The following is a 26,333-nucleotide window of genomic DNA, read 5'->3' as shown; positions in this document are numbered from 1 at the left end:
AGTAGAGTTATCTTCCCTTTTACTTCATTTATATCATGTTTTAATTTACAATTGGGTTAGCGTTAGCAGAAGCTACAATACAATATGGGGCGCATGTGAAAGAAATGGAAGAGAGAAATCTAAGGATTATCACCTCAATTGGAGTATTAGGTATAACAGCCTTAGGAGTTAATCTTGAAAAATCAAAAGTTAGTGAAATTATTGGTGCAACACTTGGAGGACTATTATCCGTTCCAATAATGGTCATATTATCAGTATCAATACTAGTAGTGTTAAAAAACATGAATTCAGGGCTTAGAGAAGTAGTACAATATTCTCTTGATGCAACAAGTAAATCGTCAAGGATTGGGTTAGTAGCAGCCTTAGGAGCAGGCGCGATGATGTTAACTAACAATGAAACAAATATGGAATTATTACGCCCTAGTTTTATAGCTGCAATTGGAGCTACATTGTCAGTGGCTTTAGCGAGAAGGATGTTTGCTCCTATCTCTACAAATTTGGAAAATTCTACCAATGAACAACAAAATATTCAAGGACAGAGCATATAAACTTGTAATAGTTTTAAACTATTACATATAACTTTCTCTACTTCCTTCTTTATCGTTACCCCGGGTATTGTAAAACTGGGGTAACACCTTCCGCTACGCAAATCACCTACAAAACACAATCTTTTTCTTCCCCAAAACAATTAGTTGTAAATTTAAGCAATCATATTGATATAGTAAATATTTACTTAATATACTAGTATTTACCTTGACTAAACAATTATAGTGCTGTATGACTTGTACTTAGGCTTTAATAGTGAGGTGTTGATGAACGCACAAGAATTAGAAGGCTTACGGAAAAGTTCATCAACAAAGTCCCAAGATGCTGGAAAGAAAACATCAGAAGAGTTGGAAAGAAATTTAAACTCGAATGAAGCTAATAATGATATATTCTAAAATCTATCAAGAATACGAGGGAGAAACATGGACAGAGTCATTAATGAATGGGTTTATATCCGCTGTTTCTTTGGGATTTTGGCTTCCTTCTAGGTAAAATAATTACTCTTACAAACGAAGCTGTTTCTACAAATCTAGAACGCTACTGTTGAACAACCCAATGTGCAACGCACCCTACCCTTATATATATAAAATGACAAATTTTATAACTAAAAAAGTACTTCCCCATTTTCAAAGCAACTTCATACAATAGAATTATATTGTAGTGCCTTATACTTATCCTAAGATATAGGAAAGCAATCTATACAATATTTTAAGCTGGCTCAGAGCGATGGCAAACCCAATGCCATAATTTAAAAGGAGAAGTCATGAATAAGATATTTCTCTATTCACCATTGTCAATAAAAAGCATAGAAGAAAACGGAGTATTTTCTGGCTATGCGAGCGTTTTTAACATAGTTGATAAGCAAAATGATCTGATATTACCAGGAGCATTTAAGAATAACTTAAATAAAAGTCAGATAAAACTTCTTTGGCAGCACAACCCAAGTGAGCCTATAGGTAATATTACAGATATTTGCCAAAATGATATTGGCCTATATATAACTGCACATTTGCTTTTTGGTATTCAAAAAACAGAGAAAGCATATTTAATGCTAAAAACTGGAACTATTAACGGGCTTTCGATTGGCTATATACCAATAGAGTATTATGTTGATCATGAAAGCGGAGCTCGAGTGTTAAAAAAAAAGTAGAGCTATGGGAAATTGGTTTAGTCACTTTTCCTGTAAATTTGTCAGCTCAGGTAATCAATGTAAAGAATCATTACAATGAACAAGAAGTGTTAGCAAGAGCAATAGAAAAAGCAAATTCTGTGCTTACTCACATGTGTATTTCTACTTAAAATCTATAAAAATTTTCATACAATTTAACATTTGTGTTGTTATTTATTTAATAATTATATTAATATATATAACTTCAATACTTTGCAAAGTAGGTAATTTTATGCTGAATGCTAACAATAAGGTTAATTACGAACCCAGTATTAAACAAAAGGAAAAAATATAGCTTATCCACTGTGCTTGCTTGGCTATATCTAAAAATAATTGGACGAATGTTGCCAGAAAAGTGGAATCAATGGGCAAAGAGTATCCTACATTACAATATTGCAGATAATGTGGTTAAGACTGATGATCTTTTAAATTCTAACAGAGAAAAGGAATTGAAGGATGAAAATGAGAGATTGAAAGAAAAGTTGAAAGAAGGTAGTAAGAAGGAGGAAAATCAGTCAAATTTAAATCAGGAATTAACTAAAAAAGAGAAAGAAATTACTAAACTTAAAGAATAAGTAAAATCATTAGGAGAGGAAAAGAAATACATGATTCCCTAGTTTACCACAATACTATGTACCAAGATCAGTTAAAATGCGTAGCAATGGAACTTTCTGTTTATCAAAAAATGGTATAACTCTATCATTGAGAAGATCTGCAGCTGTGATAGCAGTTTTCTCCGTATAAAGCTTAGCGAAGGCCACTATAGAGTAGGTGTCAATAAAAGTTTGTTGATAAATTCTTCCAATACCTTTGATATTGCCTACATAATAGGCATCTTGATTACCTAAGTATCCAGGGTGTTGTTTCTAACATTGGCTTCTTTTTGTTCCTTAGTTTTTTTCTAAAGCAGCAACTTGCTCCTCTGTTAAAATTATACCGTCTTGGACCACCTTTGCTTCCAGGGCTTTCAATCTCTTTTTAAAATTTTCGAGATCGTTTCTTTGCCATATTGACCTTATACCACTAGCAGATATTAGAATTCCTTTTTTCTTTAATTCATTAGCTGCTCTTTCTTGTCCATATGCTGGAAACTCTACTGCTATTTTAACTACTGCTTCTTCTGTATCCTTTGGTACTCTATTGGTAAGTAATGGTTTGCTTTTGTTTATCTCATATAATGCTTTTCCCCTCCTGTTTCATATAGCTCTTTGAAGCGGTAAAATGTATCCCTTGCATATCCCATTACTTTACACGCTTGGGATACATCTCCTAATTGCTTTGCAAGTTCTAGTAACCCCAACTTTGGTTCTAGTGTTTTTCTTGTGTTGTACTCATTTCTGACACTCATTTATAATTTATTTATATTTTTATCTTACTTCATTAAGCTGTTAGATCAGGTCTAAACTGTTATAGCTTTAAGGAAGAATATGGTATGGATATTGAGATTGTCAAAAAGCCTTCATGTAGGTTCTAAGTCAACAAAGACACACCTCCTTAGCTACTACCAATGAGGGGTTTAAAGTACAGCTAAGAAGGTGGGTTGTAAAAAGGACTTTTGCTTTAGGAATAGAAGACCATCGAAAGAATAAGATTTACTCACTGAAAATTTCATATATCTGGCTATGAGTAGAGTTATGTTAAAGAGAGAAATATGCTTGAGTTTATCAATTTCCGGACAAGTTCTAATCATTAATATTATATACGTTCTTTTCTTTTTCTATTCTCTCTTGTTCTTCAATACAATACATAGCAAGCGGATTAGCTTTAAGTCTTTCTACTCCTATTTCTTCTCCCGTTCCATCACAGTAACCATAAATGCCTAACTTTATTTTTTCCAACGCCTCCTTAATTTTTTCTTTTCTATCTTTTCGGCGCTTAATTAATTCTCCATTTTCACTATCAGAATAAATACTACTATCTTCTAGATCTTGTTTTTCCAGTTCAGAGAGTATTGATTGTAACTTTAAGCTAAAGTATTCCAGTTGTTTTACGTTCATATATTCTTCATTTTCTGAAGGAACGTAATCTTCAGGTAACTTTATTTTTATTAATTTCTCCATAGCATTATCAATAAAATATATTAAAACTTATATAACTTGTAAACACAAAAAATTATACTACCCTCAAAGTAAACACTATAATTTATAATAAACATTTAAAATACTGGTATGATTGGCTTGGTAAAAAAATTAGTAACAAATGATAATAATCATACTTATATAGTATGTATTTTTATTATAATGTTAAGTTTATCTTCATATACACTTGAAAACAACAGTAAACAAGAAGTCATATTAACATTAATATGGATATGTGCTACATTTGTTTTGCAGATCTCTACAAATAGTTTATTTACATCTGATTATCATAATGGAATATTAGAGCAAATCTTTTTACAGCCACTCTCTTCTAGGCTGATAGTTGCTTATAAAATCTTCGCTCACTGGTTGTCATTTGGGTTACCTATTTCAGTGATTTCTTTCATGTTCAGCTTTGCAATTCTAGGCAATAATATTGAACATTCAGTAGCAGTTGGAGTGTCTTTATTATTTAATACGCTGATAATCATTAATATTTCAGCTACTGGAAATGCATTGATGATTGGTCGAAATAACTTAGTATCAGGAGTGTCGCAAATTCTTGTTTTGCCAATGATAATGCCAACTTTTGTATATTTCAAACTGCTAACTCAATTTGAAAATTTATCCTTGAATATTTATACACTACTAATCACCATCTTAATTTTTGTTATTTTAATTGTTAACAGCACTGTAACTACTCACATAGCATTAAAATTTGCTGTGGAGCAGGATTGAAAAAAAAACTTACTAGTTATTTATTTGTATCTACTTAGTTAGGGGTGTTAACTTAAGTAGAGATGGAGACATTAAACTTCTTACATGAATTGAAGAGTTACAGCGTGTGAAACTATTATTGGATTTTAGACTGGCTGTTTATGCAAGAAATCTAATATCTATCGAAGAGTCAGAAACTTTTATAACTTACCTTTAATCAACCTAACCCATGCGTGCCAATCTCTCTCACCAAGATTGCTTTCGAAAGACAGAAGATCCTTTGCGGCTTTTGAGCAAATTTCTTCACTTAGAATTGACAACTCCCTATTCATTGCTAGCGTCAGGCATTGAGTTTTACAATCTTGTTCTAAGTGATACGTATAAAAAATTGCTTCTTGTATAGCCTAACCACATGTTATAGATCCATAATTGCGCATTAACATCACAAAATTTTCTTTCAAATCAGCTATTAATCTTTTTCCTTCTGTATCATCAAGTGCCAGGGAATTATAATCATGGTAAGATAACTTATTATAAAAGTGCAGAGCCACTGACTTATTGGGAGTAATCCATCCTTGAGAGAAGAAACTGCTACAATAGAAGGTGTATGTAGATGAAAAATTACTTGAATATCTTTCCTTGCTTGATAAATGAAGCCATGGATTACATAGCTAGTTTTATTATAATGATATTCTTTGCCTTCAATTATATTACCATCAAACGATACTTTCATCAATGAACTTTCATCTACCTCATAAAAACGTATATCAAATGGATAAACATAAAATGATTTTTTATCTTCAGAACGTACAGAGAGATGAGTATACGTATGATCATCTAATTTAAGATAAGATAAATTTGATAGGCGTTAACTAGGTCTCTTTTCAACTCACTATTTGTTAATAACATAGCTCCTGACTAAAATTTTCTAAAGATTCATACGTAAAAAAAGTTTATTACAACCTAAAAGGTGAACCTACGTTAAAATAACTTGCCTTAGGTGATTAGAGTTTACATTTCTAGATTACATAATATTTTAACTATAAAAACGACTTTTTATGTAATATTTCATATTTTTTAAAGCCTTGTTTTTATGTTATTCTAATTGTAGGTTTTAATATTAAAAATAGTATGGTAAATGTTGACATAGAAAAACAGCTAACAAAATTTTTCATACATATCACTGGTCTTCCAGGAAGTGGTAAACTTTCTACAGCAATAGTATTATCTAGTATGATAAATGCGGTAATTGTAAGTGGAATTGAATATAATCAAACTTCCAAAGAAGCTCGAGATAGAATATATAACACTACACATGTTATGTTTCAGGCAATAGAAGCCTATCCTATTGACTCAAAAAATTATGTATTTGTTGATGAATTAATTAAAAATAATGATTACAACATAAGAATATATAACTCAGTAGTAGAACTTAGTAAAAAAATGAGCACAAAAATCCTCCCTATAGTACTTAGGTGCAATCCATTGATATTAAAAGAGCGTACTATATCAAAAAAGCAAAGAAAAAATAGGAAGGTTACTAATATCAATAGTATTAAATTCAGGGAGGAAGATTTATTTGTACCACAAAATGCTATAGAGGTAGAAAATTCAAATATGAGTATAAAAGAAGTAGCAGAAGAAATAGTAAGTCAGATGTACAAACTTGGCCAAATTAATAGCGTTTACGCAACAGGCAACGATTTCATATACTGAGGCTCATTTAAATATAGAGCCTCAACTCCATTTAATTTTTGTTTATTTTTTAGTCTATAACGGACTAATAGCCCTGCATGGCTAGCATCCAACTTTGGTAAACTACAATCCATATATGTAATGCAGTGCGTTTCAGGCTGGAGTTCACTTACTACAGCAGGATTTGATAGCGGTAACAAATTGAAATCAAATAACTGCGTATAAAACTTTTGATCATCTTCGATTATAGCTTTAATATTTTTTTTGCTATTTGTACAAAGTGGCGATATTGCATATGCTTGAGCTTCCAGCGCACTAACCCCATATAATGGCTTATTTGTAGCAAGATTTATACCTTGTGCAGTTGATATACCAACTCTGATTCCAGTAAAACTTCCTGGTCCAACTATCACTGCTAAATGGTCTATTTTATCGTAGCTGTAATTATGCTTATCAAACAAAGTATTCAGTATTTGAAAAAATGATTCTACATGACTATTGTTTGCAGAACTGCGTTCTACAAAACAATTACCATCGTAATCAACTATTGCTATTGAACTACCAGCACCTACAGTATTAATTGCTAGAATGGACATCACTTAAGCTTATTATAGAGCTTTGTAAACATCATAGTGAACGCACCGTTACCCATAACATTTGCTGAAGTTATTACTGGGTCAAACACTATATACAATGCTGTAATTAATGAAAGCATCTCTGGGGAGAATTTAAGATACTTCTCAAGAATAGGCAACATTACCATAATCCCTCCCGCTGGAACTGCAACAATAGCAAATTTAAATAACAGAAAGTAGAGAAGGAAAGTCACATAGTCTGTTGCAGACAATGCACCACCAAAAGTCATTATCATTGATAGTATTATAATAAAAAAGCAATCACCTACTAAATGAAAGCTAGCAGTTATTGGCACAACAGACGATGCTATATCATACTGCTTTACATTTTTTTTGCTTCCTTCAAGAGTAAGCGGCATAGCTATATTACTAGACATTGTGCTCATTGAAGTAATAAATGAAGGTATCATATTGCCTATACTAGCTATCCAACTTGTGATCTTAAATGAATTTGCTGCTCCATATAAGAGAAAAACATAAAGGTAGGTTGCAGATGATATAATAATAAAAATTATTGAGTAATCCTTAAATATTATAGATAAAACCTGATCATGTTCCATTTTTAAAGCAAGACCAAGTACAAACATTGGAGTAATTGGCGTCAAAAATGTCTTCAAAATAAAGAGAGTTAAATCTGATATTTTGTTCGAGAGCTCTTTGCTTTTTTTTGGTAAAATTGTGGACACTAATATGCTTAACACAAATCCACAAGCAAGGGCATAAAAATTAGAAAGCAATGCAGGTATCCTAAATGACCATAAAGGAACAATTGTTTCTTCATATGTTATATCTTGTATTGAATAAGTGTTTTGTGTGATGAAATGCCCAACAGAATAAGCTATTAAACTTGAGGCTAGATTCGACAAGAAAATCGTTATAATGAGTAACAATATAAACTTTATAGCCGACTGCTTAAGATTGTTAACACTACTAAAGATTAATGCAAAAACAATAAAAGGCATTATAAATAGTAAGATCTCTTTTATGGTAAGGCTTATTGAATACAAGAATGCTTTCACTTCTATTGGAACTAGATGACCAAAAAATACAACCGAAGTGATAACAGAAAGTAAGATTAGTAACTGTAACATATTCTAATAGCGATATCCTATCTAATATAGCGATATCCTACGGAAATGCATATGATAAATTAGCTACTAAGTAAAGTAAAACTTCCTAAAATACTTGCATTACCTTCTAGTACTTGAATGAGATTTCAAATTAAAACGTTTCCACAGAGTATATAATTAACATCCACACCTTTGGTCAAGTTCCATTCACGCTTTATTACATTATATTCCATACCAGTAATATCTTGTAGTGTTACATTGTTTTCCCTTAGATGATTTGCAATTTCTGATGGCTTGAGAAATTTATTCCAATTATGTGTCCCTTTTGGCAGCCAGTTTAATATGTACTCTGCTCCGACTATTGCAAGGCAGAAGGATTTAATAGTTCTATTTATCGTCGATATAAAAATTAGCCCTTCTGGCTTCAACAGATCTATTGCTTTTTTTATAAAAAACTCTAAATTATCGACATGTTCAACCACTTCCATCAACAAAACCATGTCATACTTCTTGTCATTGCTTAGCTCCTCAATGCTAGTGTGTGTGTATTCTATATTTAACCCTACTTTCTTCGCATGCGACTGTGCCGCTTTTATGTTTTTCTCACATACATCTATCCCCGCAACGCTAATACCAATACGCGCCATTGACTCTGACAAAATGCCACCACCACAACCAACATCGAGCAATGACAGTTCTTTTAAATCGCATTTTTTTAATTCTTTTATTTTCTCAACAATGTATGATACTCTCACAGGATTCATCATGTGCAATGGCTTGAATTTGCCATTCTCATTCCACCATTCGTCTGCTATTTTAGCAAACTTTGATATTTCATCTTCGTTATAAGTTTTTGTGGTTTTTTTCTTGCTAATATTGCTAAGTTTATCAAGGCGTTCTTTATGTCTACTTTCTTTGGAAAATTCTGTTTCGAGGAATTGTTTGACTATGTCTTTTGCTAATCCACTCGTAGTAAACCCCGCACCAAGACAAAGTATATTTGCGTTGCCATGCTCGCGAGCTAATTTTGCGATCTCAACACTATTACATAAAGCAGCGTAGACTCCTTCAAAACGATTTGCCACAGTACTCATGCCTAAACCTGTACCGCAAATTAATATTCCATAATTTGCTTTTTTGTTTGTTATATCTTCTACAACTTCAGCAGCATAGTCAGGGTAGTCTACACTCTTTTGTTCATCAGTGCATCCACGGTCTATCACTGTATAATCTAAACTTTCCAAGTAAGCCTTTATTTCTGATTTTAATTTATAACCTGCGTGGTCTGAAGCAACCGATATCACATCTGACATATAAGAAATTGCAACTTAAGGGTATTTATATGGGTAATTTATTTTGAGCTTTCTGTCAAGCTCTCCTGATCTTTCTGAATAAATTTCGAGTCAGATATGCATAAATTCTATATAATTTTTATCCTACCACTACTAATTCGGTAAAATGGATCATATAGATGTTATAAAGTCAAAACTATTGTTGTCCGACATAGTAGGAAAAAAAGTTAGGTTAATAAAAAGAGGAGATAGTTTTATTGGACTCTGCCCATTTCATAACGAAAAAACTCCATCTTTTTCGGTCAGCAATGTTAAGGGCTTATATTACTGTTTCGGTTGCTCAGCTCATGGTGATGCGTTTGAATTTATTTCACAAACTGAGGGCTTAAGTTTTAAGGAAGCATTGGAAAAATTGGCATCTGTTGCAGGTGTTGAGTTACCCAAAAAGCTCAGCTTTTCTAAAGAAAATGACAAACTATTTTCAGCACTGAATTTAGCTGCAAATTGGTTTACACAAAAAAATCAGGGAGTTGTAGATTATTTGAAGCAACGCAAGATTTCACTCAAAATCATAGATAAATTTAGAATAGGTTATGCACCAAGCTCTGGTTTGAGAGAATATTTGAACTCTTCAGGTATTGAAGATAAAATTTTGGCTAATGTTGGGTTGATAAATAGAAATTCTCGTGATTATTTCTATGATCGACTCATGTTTCCTATACAGAACATTGCAGGAAAAGTTATTGGCTTTGGTGGACGTGCGTTGAGTTCTGATCAACAACCAAAATATTTAAATAGCCCAGAGAGTCAGCTCTTTAAGAAAAGAGAAAATTTATATGGATTAAACTTTGCTTTGAGTGAAATACGCAAAAAACAGCATCTATTTGTTGTTGAAGGATATATGGATGTAATAGCACTACATCAAGCGGGAATTAGCAATACAGTTGCTCCGCTTGGTACCGCAATTTCTGCAGAGCAGATAAAAAATCTATGGAGATTTGCTAAAGAAATTTCTATCTGTATGGATGGCGATAGTCCTGGATTTCATGCTGCTATTCGAATTGCAGAACTTGTTCTACCGATACTGGAGCCTGGATACACATTGAAGTTCGTGACTTTGCCCAGCAACGAGGACCCATACGATATATGCAATGAACTAGAATATAAGACGGAAGATGTACTATCCGCTTTTAACCGCTCAACAGAACTGCACTCTGAATATTTATGGCATCACATAATTGGTAGAAATTTGCAAAATTATGAAAAATTTTCTCCGGAAAAATATTCAATTCTTGAGCACAAGTTCATGAAATATGTCAATGCTATCGTTAACAGCAGTATTAGAAGGTATTATAGAGATTATTTTTACAATAAGGTCAGTGAATTAAGAAGAAACTTTAAGAAGCTGATTTTTAATAGCAAAGCAATAAAAGGTGAGTATCTTTACAATAAATCTCCAGAACTAATTGAAGCAGAGCAAAATCAGACCATAATTTTACGTATAGCCTTAGAATTTCCTGAAATCTTGAACCATCCTATATTTTTTGAGCAATTTTCTCATTTCGAATTTACTAATGAGATGAAAAAATTACAACAGTGTGTAATTAACATGGTAACTAATGAGAGCAACTTTAATAAAGAAATTATGCTACAGGAGTCTAGTGTTATAAAGTTTATATTTGAAAAAACTAGCGTACTAAATAGTCAATTAAGTGAGAAGAGATCGGCAGAAACTGTCTGGAATAACATAGTATTACGGAAAGAATTAAATGTATTACAAGAAGAAAAAATTAAAGCAAGGCTGGGCGGTAATTTTGACTTAGAGGAAAGGCTGATAGAACAAATAAAGCAAATAGAGGATAGTATACAAGAAATGCAAATGGAATTTATTCAAAGGTAGATGGCTTAAGATGTTCAAAACTATTAGAAAAATACTGTATTAGTAGTTGCTTAGAATAGCTTATTCTAGTATATTTTCAATTTATTTAATTACGACAAGTGTTTGCATTTCTCCCTCTCATTATTTTTTTAACCTTATATCTTGGTATTGGTACTTATTTTTCCTTTATAGGACTTGAAAATCCTCTTTATCAAATTTCACCGTTAGTTTGCTTATTACCAGCATTATTTTTTGCTATTCTATTCAATAAAAACAAAATTCAGCATAGCATTGATACTCTTATAAAAGGCATGGGGAATAAAACTACTCTTACCGTTTGTTTGATTTTTCTCCTTGCTGGGGCATTTTCTACTGTTACTCAATCGCTTGGTAGTATAAATGTTATTGCTAGCTTAACTATTTACTTTCTTCCAGCACAATTACTACTTCCTGGAATGTTTTTAATTTCTGCGTTTATTGCAAGTGCAATAGGCACATCAATTGGAGTTATTGCACTTATAACGCCAATAGCTGTAAATCTAGCACAAAATGGAGCTTTTGATTGTGCGGTGGGCGTTGGAGCTGTGATAGGTGGGTCTATGTTTGGCAGCAACCTTTCAATGATATCTGACACCACTATTGCTTCTACTTCTTCACAAGGAGCTTCAGTAAAGGATAAAATAAAACTCACTTTCAAGACAGGATCTGTTACAGGTCTTATAATACTTATTTATCTAGTAATAATTTCAAATAGTACAGAAGTTGTTTCTATCTCAAGTATGAATTATTTATCCATAGTCAAAATTATCCCTTATGTATCTTTAATAATTATGGGTTTATTTGAAATAAACACACTGGTAACATTAGCTGTCAATATGGTTGTTGCTGGAATATTAGGAATAGCTTTTTTTGATTATTCTACTATTGATTATTCTCATGATATATGTAGGGGTTTTAACAAGATGAATGAGATAATGATATTTATTCTTTTTAGTAGTGGATTAAGCCACTTAATGTACGAATACAGCCAGAAAAAGATAGATAAATTCACCGATGAGGTGAATCTCACAAGGATTCAAGCTGAACTTATGATTGCAGGAATATCATGTATGTTTACTATTTTAGTTTCCAGCAATGTTGTTGCTATTTTATTAACTAGTAATATTGCGAAAAGACTTGCAAAAAGATATAACATTGCACCACACCGTAGTGCGTATTTATTAGAAATATTTACTGCGATCATAAAAAGTATCTTACCTTATGGTTCTCAAATATTGCTAGCAAGCAGCATTGCCTCTCTTTCACCTATTGCTGTACTGACAAAAGTATATTACTGTTTTGTTTTTGCAGTAGTGGCAATAAGTGAAATAGTTATTAATGGCAGACGTCATGCGTTTTAGCTTCTCAACTGTCATAAATATACCACAACTCTTTCTTTAGCTTTGTGTAAGTTATGCTAACCATGGATGGCTTCTTGCATAGTACTAACAGACATATGGTTTGAGAGTATCATTATAGAGATTTGGTATTAATAATTCAGGAATACTGGGAACATACAAATTCATAAAGGGTTTTGAGTTTTTTTTTGCTCTACCAAATCATCTTTATGAACTTGTTATTTATTATAAATGCAATAGGAAATACCATATGAGATATGATAGTAAATATAGGTCCTAATAGGAATACAGATTACAAGAGATAGGCAATGTAATTACAAAGAGTTTGCAAATATTAGTTATTATTTGTAGAATACAGGGAATTTAGTAGAGATTTTAACAGTATGCCATCAATTACTTTTATTTTACCTGATGGAAGTAAGAAAAGTTATGAAGCTACAGAGGGAGAAACTCTTCTTAATTTAGCCCATAGAAGTGATCCAGATCTGCTTGAAGGTGCATGTGAAGGTTCTCTTGCTTGCTCTACATGTCATGTGATTGTTGATCCAAAATTTTATGATGTTGTAGAAACACATAATCCTATATCTGATGAGGAGAATGACATGCTGGATCTAGCTTTCGGTTTAACAGAGACATCGAGGCTTGGATGCCAAATAAAAATCACAAAAGATATTGACGGTTTGTGCGTAACCGTGCCCAGAGGTACAAGAAATATATCATTAGATAAAGATGATGCGTAAAATTTTTATCTATATTCTCATCTCCTTACCTTTGTTTATTCCTCTAGCGTACAGTGGTTTTTGGTATTTTTATGCACTTAAGGTAAAAAGTCTTTTAACTAATTACATTAATGACGAAAAAGTTGATATTTCGCATGATTTTAAGGGGTTTCCTTTTAACCTAGTTTTTCGTGTAACGAATCCAAAATTTTCTAATGAGAAATTAACTGTTTCATCTGAAGCTTTAATGATAAAAAATAGATTATTTGATAAGTCAGTATATATCTATATACCGAGCAATAAAGTAAACATTGCTGTACGTAGTGATGAGAAAAAGAATATAAAGTGTCACACACACGTGAGTAGCCACTTTGTTGTTAAACTAAATGATTTACTATCTTCATTAAAATTCAACAGAAATAGCACTGTGATAGACTACATAGATACATTTCGTTACGAAGATTATGGATTAAAATGTGATGCTTTAGAAGATCAGCAAAGTGTTATAACTGAAGTTAATGATAAAAGTAATTACATTCAATTTCACTTTGGTAAAGAACTGAATGAAAATACTAAACTAGAATTTGATTTTTATACTTACCGTTATAAACATACTGCAAGTCCTGAAAATTACCTTAGTGTTGACGCTAAATTAGATTGTGAATTTGTAAACCATATTTCATCTTCTAAGATTAATTTCAACATAGAAAAATTTTTGATTGAGAGTAATAACTTTTCTATTGCTGCGAATGGTGGGGTAAGTAATTACAATTTAGTTACATCTTCATTTGAAGATAAAATCAATGTAGCCATATCAAATTATAAAGAATTAATTTCGTTTGTGACTAATGATTCAAAGACTGCAGATAAATTGGAAAAATCAATATCTTCCTTATCAGAAAAAATCACTAATAACGACATCCAATTTTCAATAAAGTACGACAATAATGTAGGTTCAGGCTTTATTGGAAAATTATCCACTACTGATTTTATCACTCAATTCGCCAAGAATGAGAATAGTAATTAGCTTGCTTTTTACATTGATATTCCATTTAAGCATAAGTGCTTTTACTTTGGATGATAAACTAAGAGACGAAAGCATGGAAGAGCGAGCAAGTAGCTTATTTGCAGTAATAAAGTGTCCAGTATGCTCTGGTGAATTATTATCCGAATCTGAATCTCAAGTTGCATATGGTATGCGTAAGATAATTCGCAAGAAGATCAGTGATGGATATACTAACGAGCAAATAGTTTCAGAGTTAAAAAATTCTTATGGAGATTCAATTATCATTGTACCACCTGTAAAATCTAGTACCTACATTTTATGGTTCATTCCTTTTATAATTCTTCTTATTGGATGTTTTCTAATACGAAAATCAGTTCAGAAAATAGATAAGGTAGTAAAAAGATAACTATAGAGTAAAAGTGAGTTTACAACAAATACAAGTAGCCACTATAAGAACATTTGAGTTTAGATCAAAGATTGTAAGGTTAAATCTTCCATCCAAATAACCACACACTCTACCTGCTTATCTGGGTATACTTCTTGCACTAAGGTTTTATAGATGAACATTTGCTTTTTTATTTCATTTGATGAGGAAATAGAAATATTATAGTGTGATTTATAGTCAATTATAATTGCTTTGTCTTCTGTTATGCACAGTCTGTCTAGCCGCACTAATACTGGTCTTCCGTCAATTATTCCACTAAGTAGAATTTCTGATTTACCCTCCAAGTCGAACAGGTGATGATATTTTTCATTAAAGGTTAATATTTTGCTGTAAATTTCATCCTTATCTTCACTAGTGTTTATGCTATCAAGATATTTCCTGACCCAATTTTTTCTCCTGTCTTTCTCTATCTTGGGCATATATTGCAATATACTGTGAATTATTAAGCCTCTTGCATAGCTGTCTGTCGTCCCAATGCTCCTTTTTGTCATTCCAGTGCTTAACAATGGCTTTTTTTCTCCAGGTTCCAGCGTCACGTGCTGCAATGACATTGATAGGTTTGATGGAGGTGAAATCACTGGAACATCAAAATAATCATGTTTTTTATAAATAGAAGGGTAGTTTGCATTCATGCATAACACTTCAACTTTTTCTTTAAATATCGGCTGTAAGTATAGTTTTTTCCTCTCATATAATTCTCCATATTGAATAACTAGATCATACCAAGAGCCCTTTTGCACTGGCTCTTTGCCTAAAATGTATAACTCATCTTCAGCACGCGTAAGTGCCACGTACAGCAAACGCAAATATTCGTTATAATCCTCTAGTTTTTTCTCTCTTTTTACTTGATTACAATAAGCATTACTATTTTTGCCACACCAAAAAGGTGCTTCCTTTGCATCAAACAAAATATTTTCGCTGTTTCTTGGTACTGTATTTGTGTCAACTAAAAACACTATTGGAGCTTGTAGACCTTTTGATTTATGAATTGTCATTATTCGTACAGCATTGAATTCTGATTGCATATCGGTTTTAATCTCAGGATTATTTTCTTTGATCCACTGAACAAATGCTTGAAGAGATGGGTGCTCAAATTGCAATACGAGGTTCATAAATTCGTCTAGAATATCGAAGCACTCAAAACCTAGCCTTGCAGCAAATTTCTTCTTGCCTGTGCGCAATATATGCGTGAATAGTGTAAGGAGGGATTCTGTCTGAGATAAATTAATTAGATAGTTTAATTCATTATAGATAATCTCCTGATAATCTCTAAGTTTTTCCCACAACGACTGTTCTTTGCGATCGTATGCAATATTGAATAAATCATCCTCAGTGAAGTTAAATAGCGGTGATTTTAAAACATTTGCAAGAGCAAGATCATTTGCCTGGAGGAGCAAAAATTCAGCTAAAGCTATTAAGTCTTGCACAGCTATATAATCCATAATTCTAAAATAATCTCGGCCTATAACTGGTACATTTACTTTTTTTAGTTCACTTATTATGTAGTCAACTAGAGCATTTCGTTGCCGTACCAAAATCATAATGTCCCTTGGTTCTATATGGCGATCTTTGGCGACTAAAATCCGCCCTTCGTTTAACCAATTGTGAATTCTGTGGGCTATTGCCTGAGCAAGTAATCGATCCTTTACTACATAATCTTTCCTCTGTGTTAAATGAATTTGTAAGGCTTGCTGTCCTCCCTCTTCATATCCTGGCAGTAACGGCCAAATTTCAATATATCCTTTATCGTTTTCTCTATATGGAATATGTTTTATCTTGTTATCATCGAAAGATATTTCTTCACGAAAATTGTTAAATATTCTGTCTACAAGCATCAAAACTTCTGGAGTTGAGCGAAATGACTTTTCAAGTTGACATGATACCCAATCTCTGCCACCGGTTTTCGTATGAAAATATTGCTGCATGTAATTAAATAGATGGGGATTTGCTCCTTGAAATCTGTAAATTGATTGTTTTACATCGCCAACAACGAATAAAGTTCTCTTTTCGTCACCACCGGTAAAAAATTCATTGCAGAGATTTGTTATAATTTTCCATTGACTGATACTATTGTCTTGTGCCTCGTCAACAAGAATGTGGTCTATTTTTTGATCTAGATTAAACAATATCCAATCTTTATAGCCTGGATTGCTAAGGAGATTTGTTGCTATATTGATGATATCATCATAATCAAGCAGTGCATTCTTTGACTTTTCATTAGTATATAGATCAACATATACTTTAAATATAATAATTAAACTATTGGTTCTTAGGAATATTTGATAAGAATTTATATCCTTTACATGGGTAAACAATGCATTTTGAATGCTTTCTATCATTTGCTCTACGTCTTCAAATTTTTCCAAAGTACCCTTTGTTATAATGGATGATATGCTCTTTTTTTCGTACGATTCTGATTTGAGAAATACTTTAGCTAAGTTCTCTATCTTGTTGTCATCCCAGTTCTTGACACTGGGATCTATATTTCTTTTTTTCTGGATCCCAGTGTCAAGAACTGGGATGACAATATTTGGTACGGACGATTTTCTGCTATTACACCAATCATAAAGTATCGCACTGTAACTCTGATCTCTTTTGCTTCCCTCACTTAATATTTTAGCTAATCTTTTTATCTGCTCAATCGTTTCACTCTGTAAATCGTGAATCTTATCTGGAGCACTTAGTTTATCTTTGATATACCCTAAATTATTTTCTAGAGCTAATCTCTTTATATATAAGGTATAGAGCAAATCACTCAGCTTATTTTCATCAATTTCAGCTGCAATGATATTTATATCGTCCTGCACAGTTTCATTATGAAGCGTTTTTTCAAATACGATGGAGTGCAATTCTTTACATTTACTCAACGTACAATTTGGAGCGATACCAGCTTCTGTAGGAAAGCTGGAGATTAATTTGTAACAAAAGGCGTGTATAGTTTGAATATTAAGACCAAGATTTTCCAGTTCAGAAAAAAGCCTTCTTGCTCTTGTTAAATAATCTTTATTTTCTCTGGTCACACACTGGGCTAATTGTTCTAAATCTACGACTAATATACCCTCTGGACATGTTGCCCACTTACTAAGTGTACTGTAAATGCGATCCTCCATTTCATTTGCTGCAGCATTAGTAAATGTTAAGCAGAGAATATTTCTCTTATTCTCTAATAGAAGTCTTAATACTCTGTCTATTAAGATCTTTGTTTTACCTGTACCAGCTGATGCACTTACCCAAGCAGAGAAGTTAGGATTTATGGTATTTGATCTCATTAGAAGTGTATAAAGTTTGACTGAAGTGGCATTTCAAGTATAGTGAATGAGATAGTGTTAGTGAAGATATATAGATGGAAAGTTTTTGTGTAAAGGCTCCTGCAAAGATCAATCTTTTTTTACATATTATAAATAGAGAAGAAAGAGGGTATCATTTAATTGAGAGTTTGGTTGTCTTTGCTAAACTTTTTAATTTTTTAGAGATAAAAGTAGGAGAAAAAAACTTTAGACATGATAACTCTACAGTTGAATTTGTAAATTCTGAGTTGAGAATAAATTATCGATATAATACTATAATGAAAGCAGTGAGTCTACTGCTTAGGCACTCTCCTGTACGAACTAAAGTCACTGTGAAGGTTGTAAAAAATGTACCAATTTCTGCGGGATTTGGTAGTGGTTCCTCAGATGCTGGAGCTGTGATACGCATTCTGGGAGAGCTTTGGAATATTGATAGGCAAATTTTAAATGATATAGCTTTAAGCGTTGGTGCTGATGTGCCTGCAAGTATAGATAGTAAGCCAGTTTTTGTCAGAGGTGTTGGTGAGGAATTATGCCCCATTAAACAATGCTCTTTACCAACAAGTCTGGTACTTGTGAAACCGAAAAAAAAGTTTTTGAATACATCAGAAGTATTTTTCAAGTATAAAGAGGATTTCTCTCAGCCAATTAAGTGGAGTGATAACACTGAGGAGAATTTGTTAGAGCTTCTTAAAGAGACAAAAAATGACCTGCAAGAAGCAGCAATAAGTCTTGTGCCTGAAATTCAGAATGTAATATCAACACTAGAGTCACAAGAAGGCTCTATACTTTCTCGTATGTCAGGTAGTGGTGTGGGGTGTTTTGGAATGTTTGATAGTGAAGAAAGTGCAAAAGCTGCAGCGGCAAATATCAAAAAGAAATATCCAGAATGGTGGGTGTGCGACGCGGAATTAATGGTTTGATTTATGCCCTTAATTTCCAAGAAGAAAAATCTTATAGATGGTTATAGGGAAGAAAGATTTTGGGTAAATAATCAAGAATATCATGGCTCAATTATAATTTTTCCTGAAAAGGTGATTAAATTGAGAGAAAGTGATATAAATAACAAGGAGTATTTTAAATCTTTTTTAACAGAGGAAATGGAGATTTTGATAATAGGTACTGGTAAGATACGCGACTGTTCAATGGAATCTTATCTTATGGAGCAAAAGAATTTAAATTTTGAATTTATGACGACAGGTTCTGCATGCAGAACCCATAACGTTTTAATATCTGAAGATAGATTTGTTGTCAGTTATCTGATAGCATGCTAGAGATATTTACACAGAGTTTTTTTATAAACAGTCTAATTGCGGTAATTATGATTAGCCTAGTCACAGGAGCTCTAGGGTCATTTATGATATGGCAAAGGTTATCGTATTTGGGTGATAGTTTGTCCCATTCTTCATTGCTTGGTATTGCACTTGCTTTGATCTTTAATATCAGCCCATCGGTAAGTATAATGCTCATTGCAATTATGTTTGCTATACTACTTTCTCTTAATTTTAATAAATTATACTCTGCTGATACGATATTGAACATAGTTACTAATGTAGTTTTATCATTGAGTTTAATACTTATGTCTTTTCTTCCGTCAGGTAATAATAGTATTATTAGCTCGCTTTTTGGTGACATATTAATGATTGACCAAAGTAATATAATATCAATTTTTCTAACCTCCGTAATAGTTACTTTGATATTAATATTTAGATGTCGCTATTGGCTGATGATTTCAATTAATCAAGATTTGGCAATAGTTGAAAAAGTAAATGTTAATTTTGTTAGGCTAGAATTTTTGATTATACTCGCTATCTTTATTGCAATTTCTGCTCAATTAATAGGAATATTACTCATTGCTGCATTTTTGTTAATACCTGCTGCATCAGCAAGACTCATTTCAAAAACTCCAATGCAAATGATTGTTGTTGCAACAGTTTTTTCTGTGATTTCTGGAGTATCAGGTTTGATATTATCTGCAAGTTTTGACTTATTAACTGGACCTGCAATTATACTTATCGCAGCTGTGTATTTAATCATTGCTTATTTTATAAGATTGGTGTTAAACAGATCGACTTAATTTTTGTCTCGGAAGTTCGTAATTCATTAATAAATGAGTGTAACTATCTAAGCGTAAAGTAGTTTTTGCTACGTTGTTTTTATGTACTAATTGTTAATTTGTGGAGTGAAAGATATGATCGAAGGATTTTTTTCTAGATATATAGGACAGCCTATAAAAAATTTTTATAATTATATTACGGGAAAGGAAGAAGTGTCTGATGATATGCAGAATACAGCAAATCAAGAAAGCTCAGAATTGTTGGAAACTGATGTGCAATCAAATGATGTACCACCAAGTAGTGATAATATAATATAGATGGCATGAGAATCACGCCATCTAAAGTTAAAAAATTCCTTGAGAAACCCGATACTTTAAGTGGTGTATTAATTCATGGAGTTGACAATAGCAATGTCGATATTTTTGTACAGGAAATAATTGCCAACTTGAATGAGTATTCAGTTCAGGTGATGGATTTTGCAGTAGTGAATAAGTCGCCTGGCTTGTTATTTTCCGAGTTAGCAAACATTTCGATGTTTACTAAAAAAAGGTTAGTTAAGCTGATAAATGTCGGCGGAAGTATATCTAAAGAGTTGAGAAACATATTGGATCATAATATAGGCGATCATTATATAGTAATGATAGCAAATGATCTTCCATATAGCTCTACAACTAAAAGTTATATAGAAAGCTCAAAAATTTTAGGTGTCATTAACTGCTATAAGGACAGCGGTAGTAATCTTTGTGATATTATATCAAGTTACTTGAAACAAAATGATATAGAGTGCACAAGTGAGATAATCTACCACTTGCAGTCTTGTTTTAATCATAGCAAACTACCTATATATTCAGAGCTTGAAAAATTAGTTTTATATCTAGGAAGAAGAAAAGATCTTAAACTTGCTGATATAGATCTATGCTTTTCTACCTCCGGCAATGATTATGTTACACTTGATAATCTCTGCTCTGCAATAGTGAGTAAAGACATGGGACAATTCATCAGAATTTCCGATGTATTGATATTACAAGAGAATTTTTCACCGATAGCATTAATCCGTATTATATCAAATTATTTTCTACGGCTAGAAAGCGTTTTGCTGTTAATAAAAAATGGAACGAATGAACAAGCTGCAATTGACCAGCTGAGTCCTCCATTGCTCTTCAAACAATTGCAGAGTTTTAAATCTCATTTGAAAAGTTTGCAACTTTCAGAACTTAAGAAGTTCTTAGAAAATTTGACGAGCTTGGAAGTGACCTGCAAAAGAACTGACTTGGACCATAAAATGATCTTTCAGCATGAGATTAACTATTGGTGTTATTCGTTCAACAGAGTAGTAAAATAAGGTAGACGAGAAAAAATAACTAAATGATATCATGTAAGTAACTGCCACTGGGATGGCTTTGTTGCATCACTCTTCGGATAATAGGTAAGGTGGAATAAATTCATGAAGCTATCTCAAGTTTAGCCATGCCTATATCAGTAAATTTGTTAAGCAAATAACACTTGAGCAGCAGTTCTCTCTCACGATTAACCTCAGATTTATTTCTAAAACTAAACCCAAATGTTTGCTTCAGTCGAGAGAAAAAAAACTTTCTATATAAGATATCTTCCCACAATTTATCTCTTTTGTCCACCTCTTTATACCATCTTAATCATATGACTTTATGAGCTTGATTGTAGAATTTCTCTCATCCATATAATCCAACTATTGAATTTTGTCAGTAACTGCAAGTTATTTTTATTTGACCTATGCAATAAAGCCATTCCAGTTTCACCCACTGGAATAACAAGAAATGATTTTCCTTGATTTTAGCATTAAACACGATGAAGAAAATCATTTATAATCGCTATAGCAACTAGCGTTGAAACCTGACGTACCTTTTGGCTTGACAAACGAGAGTTTTTATCAGATTTGACGACAAGGGCTTCTAGATGACTTCGAAAGTAAATATTACTATGCTTATCTTCGATAGCTTCTATTAACCCGTCATTGGCAAATGCTGCAATTTTATATCCAAGTAGCTCTAGCCTTCTTCTATTGTTTGTAGTATTACTTACTGTACCTGAATGAGCATTCGGAAAATAAGTTAAAAACCAGCCATTTTGACTGGGTAGTAGAAATCTAGCTACAACTTTTTCCAAACTACTACCTGGAACAATTTTTATCTGCTGAAGAGGTATATTCTCTTTTTGTGGATAGGATGCTGATTTCAAATGATTCTCCTCATCATTAATAACATTTGTTGTTTCAATTTCTTTTGCATGCATAATGTCTTGTAAACCACCGCATATGGCAAGTAAATGAATTGTAGGATTTTCATCTACTATTTTTACAATTGCTTCATTCACGAGATGGCGGTAAGGTTTAAGAGCTGAATGAGAGTTATCTGAAATAAATATTCTGTTTATCTTTTGCTCTTTGATAAATTTTGTAACTTTAACCTTTATTCGATCTAGTATCAGCTTTTTTGCCAACATTTCATCTTGTTTTGCGAAGTTTTCTTCGATTTCTTTTAGATTAATTATTTTGTCGTAGTCAATGAATATAATTTTAACCCCAAAATTATTGAATATCTCATAGATATTTTTAGATTCATCTGTTTGTAATAAACCAACAATTATATTGTAATTTACTTCATTTTCCGCTGTCAAAGCAGATAATTCTTTGTTTACTTTTTCACTATAAGAGATATTACTTAATAGTAGAAATGTAATTAACAGTGTATTAAATATTCTACTGTAACGTTTAGACATTATTTCCTGAATAGTTGTATTAATATTATAATATATTATAGAACATTAAGAAAAAGAATGTGGCCTGAGCAGGAATCGAACCAGCGACACAAGGATTTTCAGTCCTTTGCTCTACCAACTGAGCTATCAGGCCAACTACGTACTTTTATTTTTAGACAAAAAACGTTATTATGTCCATCAAAAGTTTTTGAAGTATAGAAACAAAAAATGAACATTAATAACAAAATAGGAATTTATCCTGGTACGTTTGATCCTATAACTTTTGGGCACCTTGACATAATAAAAAGAGCATGTAAGCTAGTCGATAAGTTGATAGTTGGTGTTGCAGAAAATGTTAACAAACATACTACCTTTAACATAAAGCTACGTACAATCATGGCTGAAAATGAAGTTAAAGGAGCAGAAATTAATGCAGATATTATATCTTTTAATGGATTGCTCGTGAAGTTTGCCAAAGAGCAAAATGCCTCTGTTATTATCAGAGGACTGAGGGCAGTATCAGATTTTGATTATGAATTTCAAATGAGTTGGGTAAATTATAAGCTCTCCCATGAAATCGAAACCATATTTCTTCCTGCATCTGAAGATACTCAATTTATCTCATCAAGTTTTGTGAAAGAAATAGCGAGATTAGGAGAGGATGTTAGCAGCTTTGTATCACAAAATGTCCAAACCGAATTGATTAATCTAAATAGGGTAAAAAATGGAGAATAAGTATTTATTGTCTTTTTTATTTCCAAACGAGTATGTTCGATGTATAATATACTATAAATTAAAGGAGCGAAATGTCAGAAGTGAGGGATAATAATCTAATAGTTTGCTGCCGTGGTGATGAGAATGATGATGGTTCTGGTCATCCAGTAGTATATTTACACAAAGAAGGAGAAATGTATTGTCCTTATTGCAGTAAGCCCATGAGTGAAATAGTAAGCTCCGAAGAACTTCAATCTGTTGAGGTGAGAGCAGTGAATAAAAAGGGAAGGACCAAAGGTTGATAGCACTTCATTCTTTAGCTTATGTAAATAGCAATAAAGGGGGCAGTAAAGATGAAACCGTCCATACGGTCAAGTACTCCTCCATGGCCAGGTATTATACCTCCACTATCTTTAACATTGTAAACTCTTTTTATGAGTGATTCAGTAAAGTCTCCAAGTTGGGCTAGAATGGCAATTGTAAAGCCAATTATTGGGGAGTAGAAAATTGGAAATAAACTCAAAAATATTGAGCCAAAAATTGTACAAAATACTCCAGCTAAAACTGCACCTAAAAGCCCTGACCAAGTCTTTCCAGGACTAATAATTGGGCAAATTTTAGCACCACCAAAGTTTTTACCAAATAGGTAAGCGGTAATATCGATGCTCCAAATGGTTAAGATAAGCCATATTGATTCATATTTTCCCTGTGGTAGATTATATAAGTATATCAGCGATGCATTTGGTAGTGCAATGAGTAGTAATGCAAAAATGTATAAGATGCTATTGCCTTTAGTTAGGTTATACCATTCAAAAGAAGATAGAACCGCAATTGAAAAAATTAGTAAATAAAATGATAAATCACTGAAATATGTAGCAAAAGAAAATATCAGTAGTATTACTATTGAAGACAGTGTTCTCACCATAAAATTATTATCTACCATATTTTTTCTCCCTCTTTGTATAATCTGCTAATGCTTTACTCAAATCTTGACAAGAAAAATCAGGCCACAAAGTATCACAAAAATACAATTCAGCATAAGCTGCTTGCCATAGTAAAAAATTGCTCAACCTTTTCTCGCCACCAGTGCGAATTAATAAATCCAGTTTTGGTAAGTCTTTAGTATACAGAAATTTTTCAAATTCCTCTTCCAATACGCAATCAATATTTCCTTTTATGACGTTGTTGATAGCATTTATAATTTCCTGCTTTGCTCCATAACTAACTGCAACAGTGAGTAATAGACCATCGTTCTTATGTGTCACTTCTTCTGCTTTTTTGATTTGATCGAATATTTTACTGGGCAAGAGATTTAAATTGCCAATAAAATTTAACTTAATGTTACAATTGCAGATGAATTTCATTTTATCTTCATTAGTTAAAGTAGAGTAAAATAAATTAAATAGGTAGTCTGTTTCATTTTTAGACCTGAGCCAATTTTCCATGGAAAATGCATACAAAGTTAAGTAAGGTATGTCCAGGACTGTGCAATGATTAGCAATATCAAATGCAACCTCACTGCCTTTTCTATAGCCATCAATTTTCACCTTTCCTTGATTGTTTGCCCACCTACCATTACCATCCATAATAATTGCTAGATGTTTTGGCAGATATTCTAGATTCAACATTTGAATTTAACCTATTCTAATTAGCTTGATGTCTATATCTCTGTATGAAACGCTCACTACATCCACCTAAAACTACATTATTACTGAAAAATCATTGATAGTCTATATTACAAAAATTTTCTCAACCTCGGTGTCAGCTGCCAGTGATTTTACCAAGAAAATATAGTAAAAATAGTCTGATATAGATGGTCTTACGATATAGTAAAATTATTATAAATAAATGAATTTGGTGTTATTAGAAATACCTAGCTCTTTTATGTGGATTGATATTCTCAATAACCTGCTCTAAAGATAAGTTATATAATTTTGACACAGGTTCTTTGCATTCAATATATCTTTCAAATGTAAGGAATGGTACAAGTGAATTTATATTTATGTCCTGCTCTTGAGGAAGATCTTTACTGCCTAAGAAAATCCCTGGGAAAGGATATTGAGTATATATGCTCAGCTCTTGGGAAACATATTTAATTATATCTTCGTAAATACGTTCCTTGTTGTTCAAATAATCAATATTAATATCTGTGATTTTACCAGCTTTACGCAGGAGTATAGTAAGCCTCAAAGTCGACTTTATGCTAGTTTTAAAATTCAAATATATTGACAAATGCCTTACCAGTAACATTATCTGTTATTGCTTTTAGCTCTTTAGTGGTAACAGAATTGATCTTCTCAATAGCATTTTGATCTTTTAGTAGTGTTATAATTCTTTTGTCATTCAAGCTTGCATTATCAAGTAGAAGTCGAAATTTTTCATTATCAATAGAACTGATAAAACTCCGACTTTTTAGTAAATCCATAACCATGGAGCGATCAAATTTACTACTACTAGATATAAGTTCAAGTTTTTCAAGATCGATAGAATTGACTCGAACGAATAGACTCTGATCTTTTAGTATTTCTCTAACATCTATAGAATCAAACTTAATGCTTTTGCATATAATTTTTAATCTATTACCATCAATAGAATGGAGTTGAGGTAATGAAGTCTTTAGTATTTCTGCAATCTCTTTATCTGTAAAAAAATAATCACTTTTCATGATACTCACTTTACTTTCATCAAGAGAATTGATTTGATCAAATAAACTCTGATCTTTCAGTAAATTCATAATATATCCTTGATCAGAATACTTAAATATCAAGTCAAATATTTTTCGATTCATCGAATTGATGCGTTCAACAACTTCCTGAGTTTTTAGTAATTCTATAATAATAGTATAATCAAATTTCCTAAACACGGATTTAGATTTCTAGGATCAATCAAATTGAT

27 protein-coding genes, 1 tRNA gene and 5 pseudogenes are annotated in these 26,333 nt (G+C 32.3%); 19 read left to right on the top strand and 14 right to left on the bottom strand.

The features are described 5' to 3' along the window. Positions 1 to 95 precede the first annotated feature (95 nt). From wTpre_RS01325 to wTpre_RS01310, 4 genes and pseudogenes are all read left to right on the top strand, one after another. The gene (locus wTpre_RS01325) at positions 96 to 548 is read left to right on the top strand and encodes a hypothetical protein (protein ID WP_245609497.1); all 453 of its coding nucleotides are present in this window, start codon (positions 96 to 98) and stop codon (positions 546 to 548) included. 264 nt (positions 549 to 812) lie between these two features. Continuing rightward, positions 813 to 941 (top strand): hypothetical protein, encoded by a 129-nt coding sequence (locus wTpre_RS07155; RefSeq protein ID WP_256359292.1) that lies wholly within the window; start codon positions 813 to 815, stop codon positions 939 to 941. A gap of 368 nt (positions 942 to 1,309) precedes the next feature. After that, positions 1,310 to 1,845 (top strand): annotated as a pseudogene (locus tag wTpre_RS01315) (HK97 family phage prohead protease). 108 nt (positions 1,846 to 1,953) lie between these two features. Next, positions 1,954 to 2,289: a hypothetical protein gene (locus wTpre_RS01310; protein ID WP_068651382.1), complete on the top strand. Its 336-nt coding sequence runs from the start codon at positions 1,954 to 1,956 to the stop codon at positions 2,287 to 2,289. 57 nt (positions 2,290 to 2,346) lie between these two features. On the opposite strand, the pseudogene wTpre_RS01305 reads toward wTpre_RS01310, so the two are convergent. After that, positions 2,347 to 3,062, bottom strand: a pseudogene (locus tag wTpre_RS01305) (helix-turn-helix domain-containing protein); the annotation flags it as partial. A 69-nt stretch (positions 3,063 to 3,131) separates the two neighbouring features. Here wTpre_RS01305 and wTpre_RS05610 point away from each other — a divergent pair. Further along, positions 3,132 to 3,363 (top strand): annotated as a pseudogene (locus wTpre_RS05610) (IS5-like element ISWpi1 family transposase); the annotation flags it as partial. A 33-nt stretch (positions 3,364 to 3,396) separates the two neighbouring features. On the opposite strand, the gene wTpre_RS01300 reads toward wTpre_RS05610, so the two are convergent. Beyond that, positions 3,397 to 3,774, bottom strand: a complete 378-nt coding sequence (locus tag wTpre_RS01300) for a TraR/DksA family transcriptional regulator (protein WP_007302671.1) — start codon at positions 3,772 to 3,774, stop codon at positions 3,397 to 3,399. 108 nt (positions 3,775 to 3,882) lie between these two features. On the opposite strand from wTpre_RS01300, the gene wTpre_RS01295 reads away from it, so the two are divergent. Continuing rightward, a complete protein-coding gene (locus wTpre_RS01295; RefSeq protein WP_068651380.1) occupies positions 3,883 to 4,530 on the top strand; it encodes a heme exporter protein CcmB in 648 nt (215 codons plus the stop codon). 179 nt (positions 4,531 to 4,709) lie between these two features. Here wTpre_RS01295 and wTpre_RS01290 read toward each other — a convergent pair. Continuing rightward, positions 4,710 to 5,418 (bottom strand): annotated as a pseudogene (locus wTpre_RS01290) (class II aldolase/adducin family protein). A 222-nt stretch (positions 5,419 to 5,640) separates the two neighbouring features. Between wTpre_RS01290 and wTpre_RS01285 the strand changes: the two are divergent. Continuing rightward, positions 5,641 to 6,225: an AAA family ATPase gene (locus wTpre_RS01285; protein ID WP_179945521.1), complete on the top strand. Its 585-nt coding sequence runs from the start codon at positions 5,641 to 5,643 to the stop codon at positions 6,223 to 6,225. On the opposite strand, the gene tsaB is transcribed toward wTpre_RS01285, so the two are convergent. The 3 genes from tsaB to ubiG all read right to left on the bottom strand — a co-directional run bounded on the left by tsaB (position 6,195) and on the right by ubiG (position 9,222). Next, positions 6,195 to 6,800 (bottom strand): tRNA (adenosine(37)-N6)-threonylcarbamoyltransferase complex dimerization subunit type 1 TsaB, encoded by a 606-nt coding sequence (gene tsaB / locus wTpre_RS01280; protein ID WP_068651378.1) that lies wholly within the window; start codon positions 6,798 to 6,800, stop codon positions 6,195 to 6,197. The two genes, wTpre_RS01285 and tsaB, sit on opposite strands and share 31 nt — an antisense overlap. Then, a complete protein-coding gene (locus wTpre_RS01275; RefSeq protein ID WP_068651375.1) occupies positions 6,800 to 7,930 on the bottom strand; it encodes a cation:dicarboxylate symporter family transporter in 1,131 nt (376 codons plus the stop codon). The genes tsaB and wTpre_RS01275 overlap by 1 nt, the downstream gene beginning before the upstream one ends. 125 nt (positions 7,931 to 8,055) lie before the next feature. Continuing rightward, a complete protein-coding gene (ubiG, locus tag wTpre_RS01270; RefSeq protein WP_068651373.1) occupies positions 8,056 to 9,222 on the bottom strand; it encodes a bifunctional 2-polyprenyl-6-hydroxyphenol methylase/3-demethylubiquinol 3-O-methyltransferase UbiG in 1,167 nt (388 codons plus the stop codon). 145 nt (positions 9,223 to 9,367) lie between these two features. Between ubiG and dnaG the strand changes: the two genes are divergently transcribed. From dnaG to wTpre_RS01245, 5 genes are all read left to right on the top strand, one after another. Next, positions 9,368 to 11,101, top strand: a complete 1,734-nt coding sequence (gene dnaG / locus wTpre_RS01265) for a DNA primase (RefSeq protein WP_068651372.1) — start codon at positions 9,368 to 9,370, stop codon at positions 11,099 to 11,101. Positions 11,102 to 11,199: 98 nt separating this feature from the next. Further along, complete coding sequence (locus tag wTpre_RS01260; RefSeq protein WP_068651370.1) at positions 11,200 to 12,480, top strand: Na+/H+ antiporter NhaC family protein; 1,281 nt, start codon at positions 11,200 to 11,202, stop codon at positions 12,478 to 12,480. A gap of 380 nt (positions 12,481 to 12,860) precedes the next feature. Next, complete coding sequence (locus tag wTpre_RS01255) at positions 12,861 to 13,217, top strand: ferredoxin family 2Fe-2S iron-sulfur cluster binding protein (RefSeq protein WP_068651368.1); 357 nt, start codon at positions 12,861 to 12,863, stop codon at positions 13,215 to 13,217. Continuing rightward, positions 13,210 to 14,223 carry a hypothetical protein gene (locus wTpre_RS01250; protein ID WP_068652578.1) on the top strand — a complete coding sequence of 338 codons (1,014 nt, stop codon included), beginning with the start codon at positions 13,210 to 13,212 and terminating at the stop codon, positions 14,221 to 14,223. Before wTpre_RS01255 ends, wTpre_RS01250 begins: the two co-directional genes overlap by 8 nt. Next, positions 14,207 to 14,608, top strand: a complete 402-nt coding sequence (locus wTpre_RS01245) for a cytochrome c-type biogenesis protein (protein ID WP_068651366.1) — start codon at positions 14,207 to 14,209, stop codon at positions 14,606 to 14,608. The genes wTpre_RS01250 and wTpre_RS01245 overlap by 17 nt, the downstream gene beginning before the upstream one ends. Positions 14,609 to 14,667: 59 nt before the next feature. Here the strand turns inward: wTpre_RS01245 and wTpre_RS01240 are convergent, their stop codons facing one another. Further along, positions 14,668 to 17,916, bottom strand: coding sequence for a UvrD-helicase domain-containing protein (locus tag wTpre_RS01240; RefSeq protein ID WP_068651364.1), 3,249 nt, complete (start codon positions 17,914 to 17,916; stop codon positions 14,668 to 14,670). Positions 17,917 to 17,990: 74 nt separating this feature from the next. On the opposite strand from wTpre_RS01240, the gene wTpre_RS01235 reads away from it, so the two are divergent. The 5 genes from wTpre_RS01235 to holA all read left to right on the top strand — a co-directional run bounded on the left by wTpre_RS01235 (position 17,991) and on the right by holA (position 21,333). Next, the gene (locus tag wTpre_RS01235) at positions 17,991 to 18,857 is read left to right on the top strand and encodes a 4-(cytidine 5'-diphospho)-2-C-methyl-D-erythritol kinase (RefSeq protein ID WP_068651362.1); all 867 of its coding nucleotides are present in this window, start codon (positions 17,991 to 17,993) and stop codon (positions 18,855 to 18,857) included. 3 nt (positions 18,858 to 18,860) lie between these two features. Further along, positions 18,861 to 19,208 carry an Mth938-like domain-containing protein gene (locus tag wTpre_RS01230; protein ID WP_068651360.1) on the top strand — a complete coding sequence of 116 codons (348 nt, stop codon included), beginning with the start codon at positions 18,861 to 18,863 and terminating at the stop codon, positions 19,206 to 19,208. Continuing rightward, entirely contained in the window at positions 19,202 to 20,011 is an 810-nt protein-coding gene (locus wTpre_RS01225; RefSeq protein WP_068651358.1) for a metal ABC transporter permease, read from the top strand. Before wTpre_RS01230 ends, wTpre_RS01225 begins: the two co-directional genes overlap by 7 nt. 114 nt (positions 20,012 to 20,125) lie before the next feature. Continuing rightward, a complete protein-coding gene (locus tag wTpre_RS01220; protein WP_068651356.1) occupies positions 20,126 to 20,308 on the top strand; it encodes a hypothetical protein in 183 nt (60 codons plus the stop codon). 5 nt (positions 20,309 to 20,313) lie between these two features. Then, complete coding sequence (holA, locus tag wTpre_RS01215; RefSeq protein ID WP_068651355.1) at positions 20,314 to 21,333, top strand: DNA polymerase III subunit delta; 1,020 nt, start codon at positions 20,314 to 20,316, stop codon at positions 21,331 to 21,333. Positions 21,334 to 21,433: 100 nt separating this feature from the next. Here the strand turns inward: holA and wTpre_RS07460 are convergent. The 3 genes and pseudogenes from wTpre_RS07460 to wTpre_RS01200 all read right to left on the bottom strand — a co-directional run. Continuing rightward, positions 21,434 to 21,696: pseudogene (locus wTpre_RS07460) on the bottom strand (IS5 family transposase); the annotation flags it as partial. Positions 21,697 to 21,806: 110 nt separating this feature from the next. After that, positions 21,807 to 22,745 (bottom strand): gamma-glutamyl-gamma-aminobutyrate hydrolase family protein, encoded by a 939-nt coding sequence (locus tag wTpre_RS01205; RefSeq protein WP_068651354.1) that lies wholly within the window; start codon positions 22,743 to 22,745, stop codon positions 21,807 to 21,809. 60 nt (positions 22,746 to 22,805) lie between these two features. Next, positions 22,806 to 22,878 (bottom strand) — tRNA-Phe (locus tag wTpre_RS01200). A 74-nt stretch (positions 22,879 to 22,952) separates the two neighbouring features. On the opposite strand from wTpre_RS01200, the gene coaD reads away from it, so the two are divergent. Beyond that, positions 22,953 to 23,459 (top strand): pantetheine-phosphate adenylyltransferase, encoded by a 507-nt coding sequence (gene coaD / locus wTpre_RS01195; protein ID WP_068651352.1) that lies wholly within the window; start codon positions 22,953 to 22,955, stop codon positions 23,457 to 23,459. Positions 23,460 to 23,530: 71 nt separating this feature from the next. Then, positions 23,531 to 23,740, top strand: a complete 210-nt coding sequence (locus tag wTpre_RS01190) for a zinc-finger domain-containing protein (RefSeq protein WP_068651350.1) — start codon at positions 23,531 to 23,533, stop codon at positions 23,738 to 23,740. A 14-nt stretch (positions 23,741 to 23,754) separates the two neighbouring features. On the opposite strand, the gene wTpre_RS01185 is transcribed toward wTpre_RS01190, so the two are convergent. The 4 genes from wTpre_RS01185 to wTpre_RS01170 form a co-directional block, all read right to left on the bottom strand. Further along, positions 23,755 to 24,381 (bottom strand): phosphatidate cytidylyltransferase, encoded by a 627-nt coding sequence (locus tag wTpre_RS01185; protein WP_068651348.1) that lies wholly within the window; start codon positions 24,379 to 24,381, stop codon positions 23,755 to 23,757. Continuing rightward, positions 24,371 to 25,066 carry a polyprenyl diphosphate synthase gene (gene uppS / locus wTpre_RS01180; RefSeq protein WP_068651346.1) on the bottom strand — a complete coding sequence of 232 codons (696 nt, stop codon included), beginning with the start codon at positions 25,064 to 25,066 and terminating at the stop codon, positions 24,371 to 24,373. The genes wTpre_RS01185 and uppS overlap by 11 nt, the downstream gene beginning before the upstream one ends. Before the next feature lie 235 nt (positions 25,067 to 25,301). After that, positions 25,302 to 25,658, bottom strand: coding sequence for a hypothetical protein (locus wTpre_RS01175; protein ID WP_157055004.1), 357 nt, complete (start codon positions 25,656 to 25,658; stop codon positions 25,302 to 25,304). Further along, positions 25,648 to 26,301: a hypothetical protein gene (locus wTpre_RS01170; RefSeq protein WP_068651342.1), complete on the bottom strand. Its 654-nt coding sequence runs from the start codon at positions 26,299 to 26,301 to the stop codon at positions 25,648 to 25,650. The genes wTpre_RS01175 and wTpre_RS01170 overlap by 11 nt, the downstream gene beginning before the upstream one ends. Positions 26,302 to 26,333: the final 32 nt, after the last annotated feature.

Origin of the sequence: Wolbachia endosymbiont of Trichogramma pretiosum, from assembly GCF_001439985.1 — a bacterium.
In the GTDB taxonomy this organism is placed as follows: domain Bacteria; phylum Pseudomonadota; class Alphaproteobacteria; order Rickettsiales; family Anaplasmataceae; genus Wolbachia.
This window is presented reverse-complemented; position numbering and strand designations above follow the sequence as displayed.

What these genes read in the sequence shown, in the direction of transcription:
- tsaB (WP_068651378.1), bottom strand. Translation starts at nt 6,800, where the DNA reads ATGTCCATTCTAGCAATTAATACTGTAGGTGCTGGTAGTTCAATAGCA.
- wTpre_RS01190 (WP_068651350.1), top strand. Translation starts at nt 23,531, where the DNA reads ATGTCAGAAGTGAGGGATAATAATCTAATAGTTTGCTGCCGTGGTGAT.
- wTpre_RS01275 (WP_068651375.1), bottom strand. Translation starts at nt 7,930, where the DNA reads ATGTTACAGTTACTAATCTTACTTTCTGTTATCACTTCGGTTGTATTT.
- wTpre_RS01255 (WP_068651368.1), top strand. Translation starts at nt 12,861, where the DNA reads ATGCCATCAATTACTTTTATTTTACCTGATGGAAGTAAGAAAAGTTAT.
- wTpre_RS01220 (WP_068651356.1), top strand. Translation starts at nt 20,126, where the DNA reads ATGATCGAAGGATTTTTTTCTAGATATATAGGACAGCCTATAAAAAAT.
- wTpre_RS01285 (WP_179945521.1), top strand. Translation starts at nt 5,641, where the DNA reads ATGGTAAATGTTGACATAGAAAAACAGCTAACAAAATTTTTCATACAT.
- wTpre_RS01310 (WP_068651382.1), top strand. Translation starts at nt 1,954, where the DNA reads ATGCTAACAATAAGGTTAATTACGAACCCAGTATTAAACAAAAGGAAA.
- wTpre_RS01240 (WP_068651364.1), bottom strand. Translation starts at nt 17,916, where the DNA reads ATGAGATCAAATACCATAAATCCTAACTTCTCTGCTTGGGTAAGTGCA.
- wTpre_RS01250 (WP_068652578.1), top strand. Translation starts at nt 13,210, where the DNA reads ATGCGTAAAATTTTTATCTATATTCTCATCTCCTTACCTTTGTTTATT.
- wTpre_RS01185 (WP_068651348.1), bottom strand. Translation starts at nt 24,381, where the DNA reads ATGGTAGATAATAATTTTATGGTGAGAACACTGTCTTCAATAGTAATA.
- dnaG (WP_068651372.1), top strand. Translation starts at nt 9,368, where the DNA reads ATGGATCATATAGATGTTATAAAGTCAAAACTATTGTTGTCCGACATA.
- wTpre_RS01235 (WP_068651362.1), top strand. Translation starts at nt 17,991, where the DNA reads ATGGAAAGTTTTTGTGTAAAGGCTCCTGCAAAGATCAATCTTTTTTTA.
- wTpre_RS01300 (WP_007302671.1), bottom strand. Translation starts at nt 3,774, where the DNA reads ATGGAGAAATTAATAAAAATAAAGTTACCTGAAGATTACGTTCCTTCA.
- holA (WP_068651355.1), top strand. Translation starts at nt 20,314, where the DNA reads ATGAGAATCACGCCATCTAAAGTTAAAAAATTCCTTGAGAAACCCGAT.
- wTpre_RS01295 (WP_068651380.1), top strand. Translation starts at nt 3,883, where the DNA reads ATGATTGGCTTGGTAAAAAAATTAGTAACAAATGATAATAATCATACT.
- wTpre_RS01225 (WP_068651358.1), top strand. Translation starts at nt 19,202, where the DNA reads ATGCTAGAGATATTTACACAGAGTTTTTTTATAAACAGTCTAATTGCG.
- coaD (WP_068651352.1), top strand. Translation starts at nt 22,953, where the DNA reads ATGAACATTAATAACAAAATAGGAATTTATCCTGGTACGTTTGATCCT.
- wTpre_RS01245 (WP_068651366.1), top strand. Translation starts at nt 14,207, where the DNA reads ATGAGAATAGTAATTAGCTTGCTTTTTACATTGATATTCCATTTAAGC.
- uppS (WP_068651346.1), bottom strand. Translation starts at nt 25,066, where the DNA reads ATGTTGAATCTAGAATATCTGCCAAAACATCTAGCAATTATTATGGAT.
- wTpre_RS01205 (WP_068651354.1), bottom strand. Translation starts at nt 22,745, where the DNA reads ATGTCTAAACGTTACAGTAGAATATTTAATACACTGTTAATTACATTT.
- wTpre_RS01230 (WP_068651360.1), top strand. Translation starts at nt 18,861, where the DNA reads ATGCCCTTAATTTCCAAGAAGAAAAATCTTATAGATGGTTATAGGGAA.
- ubiG (WP_068651373.1), bottom strand. Translation starts at nt 9,222, where the DNA reads ATGTCAGATGTGATATCGGTTGCTTCAGACCACGCAGGTTATAAATTA.
- wTpre_RS07155 (WP_256359292.1), top strand. Translation starts at nt 813, where the DNA reads ATGAACGCACAAGAATTAGAAGGCTTACGGAAAAGTTCATCAACAAAG.